The sequence below is a fragment of the Mesorhizobium sp. M7A.F.Ca.US.005.03.2.1 genome (assembly GCF_003997795.1).
GTDB lineage: Bacteria > Pseudomonadota > Alphaproteobacteria > Rhizobiales > Rhizobiaceae > Mesorhizobium > Mesorhizobium ciceri.
Window position 1 is genome coordinate 1 of sequence record NZ_RZRP01001114.1, and the last position, 1,671, is coordinate 1,671.

General features: G+C 64.9%; 1 protein-coding gene. It reads right to left on the reverse strand.

All coding sequences use genetic code 11. From position 1 onward, the window contains the following. Positions 1 to 1,671 (reverse strand): VCBS domain-containing protein (locus EN991_RS35235; RefSeq protein WP_206519320.1); only part of this gene is annotated, 1,671 nt, incomplete at both ends.

Sequence of the window (1,671 nt, forward strand, 5' to 3'; positions counted from 1 at the left end):
TCATCGTGTAGTTGAAGGTCTCGGTCAGCGTCTGGCCGGCGTCCAGCGCCTGCACCGCCGGATCGGCGTTGTTGAGCGTATAGGTGTAGGTGCCGTCGGGATTGGCCACGAAGGTGCCGTGCGCGCCCGTCGTCGAGCCATCCCAGCTGATGAAGCTCGTCGGCGTGTCGGCGCCCGGCTGGTTGTTGGCATGCAGGTCGTTGGTCAGCACATTGCCGTTGACCGGCGAGAGCGCGTCCTCGCTGATGCTGTTGGTGTCGTCGACCGCATTGGGCACGTCGTCGACGATGTCGATGACGATGGCTGCCGGAGCCGACGACGAGGTGCCGTCCGAAACGGTGAGCGAGAAGCTGTCGGTCTCGGTGACTGCGGGAACGTCCGTGGTCGGGCTGGTCAGCGTGTACTGATAGGCAGCAACGCCGGTTGCCGGGTTGTAGCCGGTGATCAGCAGCGTGCCGTGGTCGCCCTGGAAGACCGAACCGTTAAGGCTGCCAATGGCAACCGTGACGCCGCCGATGGTGACGCTCTGCACGTCGTCGAGCCCGTCGGCGTCCGACACCGTGAAGGTGCCTGTCGCAACCGTGCTGCCGTCGCCGGCCGCCGAACCCGCCGCCAGACCTGCTTCATAGACCTGATCATGCGCGCCGGCCGGGTTGCCCTGGTCAACGACGACCTGCGGCACGTCGTTGGTGCCGTTGATGGTGATCTCGACCGTTGTCGTCGAGGTGTCGCCGTCGCCATCGGTCAGCGTATACGTGAACGTGTCCGTCAGATGCTGGCCGGTGGTCAGCGCCTGGACCGCCGCAGCGCCGTTGTTCAGCGTGTAGCTGTAGTGGCCGTCCGCATCGATCGTGATCGAACCGTAACTGCCCGCCACGGCCGACCCGACATGGCCCGAGGCCGATGTGACCGTGCCTGCCTCGACGCCCGTTACCGTCGCCCCGTCCGCGCCCTTAACGTCGGCGACGCCGTCCGTCACATTCGCGTCCGCGCCGCCGCTGGCCGTGATCACGTTGCCGTCCGCGACCGTCGCGCCGTCTTCCGTCACGCTGTCCGTATCGGCAACCGCGGTCGGCACGTCGTCGACGATGGCGACGGCAAAGGTGGTGCTGGCCGAATCGCCGTCGACGTCCGTGACAGTGATGCTGAAATTGTCCGGAACCGTGTCGTTGGGATCGAATCCGTTCGTGTGCTCGGGATGAGTGACCGATTCGGTCACCGTGTAGTTATATTCGATGGCGCCGGTGCTCGGATTGTAGGAGACAATCGTCAGAAAGCCGAAATCGCCAGGAATCTGCTGGCCGACGCCGGTGACGGCGACACCGTTGATAACGATCGACCCGATTCCATCCGGTGCGTCGATGCTGATCGTTCCGATGCCTGAGGTTTCGGAATTGCTTGGCGCGTCGCTGCCGGGCGATTGTGTCTGGTTGCCATCGAGGCCAGTTTCACTGGCCGCTTCGGTCGGGGCAAGCAGTGACGTGGCCACCACTGAAACCGGCCTGTCGACGATGGACGGGAACAGTTCGCGGCGATCCAGAAGCCCAAACTGCAAGGCGGTCGGCGGCAGCAATGCCGACAGGTCGAACCCGTCGCCGATGCCGCCGGGGGGAACCGAGAAATCACCGCCTGCGCTTGAATTCGAACCGCCGGGGCCGGCCGAGATGGAAC